This window comes from Sphingomonas sp. 66-10, assembly GCF_001897045.1.
In the GTDB taxonomy this organism is placed as follows: domain Bacteria; phylum Pseudomonadota; class Alphaproteobacteria; order Sphingomonadales; family Sphingomonadaceae; genus Sphingomonas; species Sphingomonas lycopersici.
In genome coordinates, this window is record NZ_MKRR01000018.1 from 14,337 (window position 1) to 18,619 (window position 4,283).

Genomic DNA, 4,283 nt, shown 5'->3' on the forward strand with positions numbered 1-4,283 from the left:
TCGCCTCGACATAGGCGTCGGCCTGCTTGGTCAGCTTCCCGGCATAGCCGCCGTGGAGCATCTCGGCGAAGCCGCTGATCGAGGTGAGCGGGGTGCGCAGCTCGTAGCTCATATTGGCGACGAACGCGGTCTTGACCCGATCGGTGTTTTCCAGCGCCTCGTTGCGCTCGCGCAGCGCCTGTTCGATCCGGCGGCTGTCGGTGATGTCGAGCATCGTGAACAGCGCATTGCCGTCGGGGAGCGGCACGACGCCGAATTCGAAATGCCGCCCGTCGGCCAGCTCGAACCGCCCGCCGCGCGTCTGGCGCTCCATCGTCGCGGCGCGGACCAGCTCGTTGATGATCTTGGCGCGCGCCGGGTGCGCCAGCTTCGACGCGACCTGTTCGGACACCACATCGACCCGCGGGTGGCTGCTGAGAAATTCCTCCTCCAGCTCCCACACCGCGCGGAAGCGGTTGTTCCACAACTGCAATTTGCCGTCGGCCGCGAACACGCCGAGCGCCTCGAACAGATTGTCGAAGGTCGCGGTGCGCACCCGCAGCAAGGTATCGCGCGCCGAGGCGAGCTGGACCTGCTCGGTGCGATCCTCGAAGATCAGCAGCAGCCCGCCATCGGGCAGGGGCTGCGCCAGCACGCGCAAATGCGTGCTGTCGGGGAGCATCCAATTCTCCTCGAACGCGCTGACCGCCTCGGTGAACCAGTCGCGCCGCTCGGCCTTCCAGCTCGGGAAGTCGCGCACCTCCGGAACGCGGTTGGCCTCGCGCATCCGTTCGAGCACGCGATCGAACTCGGGCCGGTCGGCAAGCCATTCGTTGCGCATCGCGAACATCCGCCGGAACGGCTGGTTGCAGAATACGAGCGCGCGATCGCGCCCGAATTGAGCGACGCCCGCGGAAAGCCGGTCGAGCATCGTCCGCTGCGCCTCGGCGAAGCGCCGCTCGCGCGCATGCGCCTGTTCGAGATCCTCGATATCGATCGCGTAGCCCGCGACGCCGCCGGTCGGCAGCGGGATATCGAACAATTTTAGCGAACGGCGCTCGCCCCCGATCGTCGCCGGGAGCAGCCGTTCGTGCGGCTTGCCCTGCTCGCGCGCCTCGACCGCGCCGGCAAGCGGGCCGCCGTGCCCCGAGCCTTCGACCAGTTCCACACCGCGCCCGACGACATCGGCGGCATTGGCGCCCTCGACCGCGGCGACATAGGCCGAATTGACCATCGCCAGCTTGAGATCGGCGCCGCGATACCACATCGGCAGCGGCGCCGCTTCGATCAGCCCGGTCAGCGCCTCGAACGCACCGCGCATGTCGCCTTGCTGCGCGGAAAGCTGCTCGATCTCGCGCTGGCTGTCGGTCGCGTCGAACACCCAGATGATCACCGCGCCGATGCCGATCTCGTGCGGCGCGCGCTCGCCACGCCACATCAAGGTGCGCGACGATCCCGGCACGGTGACCGCGCGGGTGAAGCCACGCGCGGCGCGATGCGCGGCGAGGATGTCGTTCTTCAATGCGCCGAGCACATCGGCGGGCAACACGCTCGCCAGTTCGTCGATCCGCCCCGGCAATTCCTTGAGGCCGAGCCAGTCCGCCACGGTGCGGGTCAGCTCGATCCGCCCGTCGCCATAAGCCAGCACCGGTATCGCGGGCGCGGCGGCGAACAACGCCTCGAATCGGCGATTGGCACGCACCGCCGACCCGGCCGCCGCCGCCGCGCGCAGGCCGACGAACAGCGCGAAGGTCGCGCCGACCAGCAGCAGCGCGACGATCACCCCACCGATCAGCGCCGCGGCAGTCGAGATTACGATCATGCCGGCGGTGATAGGCAGAGTTCGGGCATGAAAAAAGGGGCCGCGCGCGGCGACCCCTCGTTTCGTGCTTTATTCTCGATCAGTAACGATAGTGATCGGGCTTGAACGGCCCTTCGACCTTCACGCCGATATAATCCGCCTGCTTCTGGCTGAGCTTGCTGAGCTTCACGCCCAGCTTCTCGAGGTGCAGCGCCGCGACCTTCTCGTCGAGGTGCTTGGGCAGGACATAGACCTTGTTGTCATATTCGCCGCTCTTGGTGAACAGCTCGATCTGCGCCAGCACCTGATTGGTAAAGCTCGACGACATGACGAACGACGGGTGGCCGGTGGCGCAGCCCAGGTTCACCAGGCGGCCCTTGGCGAGCACGATGATCTGCTTGCCGTCCGGGAACTTCACCAGATCGGTGCCCGGCTTCACCTCGGTCCACTCATAATTGCTCAGGGCGGCGATCTGGATCTCGCTGTCGAAGTGACCGATGTTGCAGACGATCGCCATCGGCTTCATCGCCTTCATGTGATCGGCGGTGATCACATCGGCATTGCCGGTCGCGGTGCAGAAGATGTCGGCGCGGGTCACCGCTTCCTCCATCGTCACCACCTCATAGCCTTCCATCGCCGCCTGCAGCGCGCAGATCGGGTCGATCTCGGTCACCAGCACGCGCGCGCCGCCGTTGCGCAGTGACGCCGCCGAGCCCTTGCCGACATCGCCGAACCCGGCGACGCAGGCGACCTTGCCGGCAAGCATCACGTCGGTCGCGCGACGGATCGCGTCGACCAGCGACTCCTTGCAGCCGTAGAGGTTGTCGAACTTCGACTTGGTGACCGAATCGTTCACGTTGATCGCCGGAAACGGCAGTTCGCCCTTCTTGGCGATCTCGTACAGGCGGTGGACGCCGGTGGTGGTCTCTTCCGACACGCCCTTGAGGTTCTTCACCGTCTCGGTGAGGTAACCCGGCTTCTTGGCGATGAACGCCTTGAGCGCGCGCTGGAATTCGACTTCCTCGGCATTCTCGGGCTCGCCGAACTTTTCGCCGCGCTCGAGCTTGGCGCCCCACAAAGCGAACATCGTGGCGTCGCCGCCGTCGTCGAGGATGATGTTGGCGGTGCGACCGGTGCCGTCATCCCAATCGAAGATCGAGCCGACATAATCCCAATAATCGGCGAGGCTCTCGCCCTTCACCGCGAACACCGGGATGCCGGCGGCGGCGATCGCGGCGGCGGCGTGGTCCTGCGTCGAGAAGATGTTGCAGGTCGCCCAGCGCACCTCGGCGCCCAGCGCGACGAGCGTTTCGATCAGCACCGCGGTCTGGATCGTCATGTGCAGCGAACCGGTGATCCGCGCGCCCTTGAGCGGCTGCGACGCACCGAATTCGGCGCGCAGCGACATCAGGCCGGGCATCTCGGTTTCGGCGATCTCGATCTCCTTGCGGCCGAAATCGGCGAGGTCGATGTCTTTGATGACATAATCATTGGTCGGGCGGTCGAGAACGGTAGCCACGGGAATCTCCGCAAAAGACTGGATGCCGGCCACATAGGCGCAGCCGGCGCCCAAAGCAAATATAAAGATATCTTTATATGGAAAAGCGAGGTGGGTCGAGCGCGACGCAGCGCCCTTCCCCGCGGGGCGATCCGCCCGCCGCGCCGGCAAGCAACATCGACACTTGCCGCCGCGGAAATGTAAATTTCTGTAACATACAACCGCTGATAACCATTGTTTTCGCAGAGTCGCCCGGTCCGAGGCGCGAGCGGTTCGCGTCCGGATTCAGGCTGTTCGATATGATGACCGTCATTCACCACGCCGCGCACGACCATAATATGTGGCTGGTCCTTCTCGCGACGCTCGTATGCGTCGGCGGCGCGTGGTGGGTGTTCCGGCTCTTCGCACGCGCGACGGTAACGACCGGGCTTCAGCGTAACGCGTGGCTCTTGCTGACGACGATCGCGGGCGGCGCAACGATGTGGTGCACGCACTTCATCGCGATGATCGGCTATCAATTCCACCTTCCGTTCAAGCTCAATCCGTTGCTCGCCGTTCTGGCGCTCGCGATCGCGATGGCAGGCGCCGGCGCGGGCTTCTGGGTGGCGGGTCGCCGGTCGCCCGTCGCCGCCTTTGCCGGCGGCGCGATCGTGGGCCTCACCATCGCGGCGATGCACTATACCGGCATGCTGGCCTATCATCTGTATGGGACCATCGCGTGGGATATGAATTATCTCATCGCCTCGGTCCTGCTCTCCGCCGCGTTCGCCGCTGCGGCGACGCGTATCGCGGTCGTCGGGACGATGCCGCACCAGCACACGATCGCGGGCGCGCTGTTCGCGCTCGCGATCATCGCGATGCATTTCACCGGCATGGTCGCGTTCCGGGTCGAACCGGCGTTCAACGGCATCCCGGCCCCGAACACGCAGGCGCTGGTGGTCCTGGCGCTGGGAATCGCCAGCGTCGGCCTCACCGTCGTCGCGACCGGCGGGGCGAGCTATATGA

Annotated in this window: 3 protein-coding genes; 1 reads left to right on the plus strand and 2 read right to left on the minus strand. The window is 65.7% G+C overall.

Going from position 1 to position 4,283, the window contains the following annotated elements; all coding sequences use genetic code 11:
* Together BGN95_RS02065 and ahcY are read right to left on the minus strand one after the other, a co-directional pair.
* The coding region (locus BGN95_RS02065) for a PAS-domain containing protein (protein WP_286771474.1) at positions 1-1,801 on the minus strand (1,801 nt) is incomplete at its 3' end.
* Positions 1,802-1,880: 79 nt separating this feature from the next.
* Positions 1,881-3,299 (minus strand): adenosylhomocysteinase, encoded by a 1,419-nt coding sequence (gene ahcY, locus BGN95_RS02070; protein WP_265268454.1) that lies wholly within the window; start codon positions 3,297-3,299, stop codon positions 1,881-1,883.
* A 278-nt stretch (positions 3,300-3,577) separates the two neighbouring features.
* Between ahcY and BGN95_RS02075 the strand changes: the two genes are divergently transcribed.
* On the plus strand, positions 3,578-4,283 hold a 706-nt coding region (locus tag BGN95_RS02075), incomplete at its 3' end, for an MHYT domain-containing protein (RefSeq protein WP_286771475.1).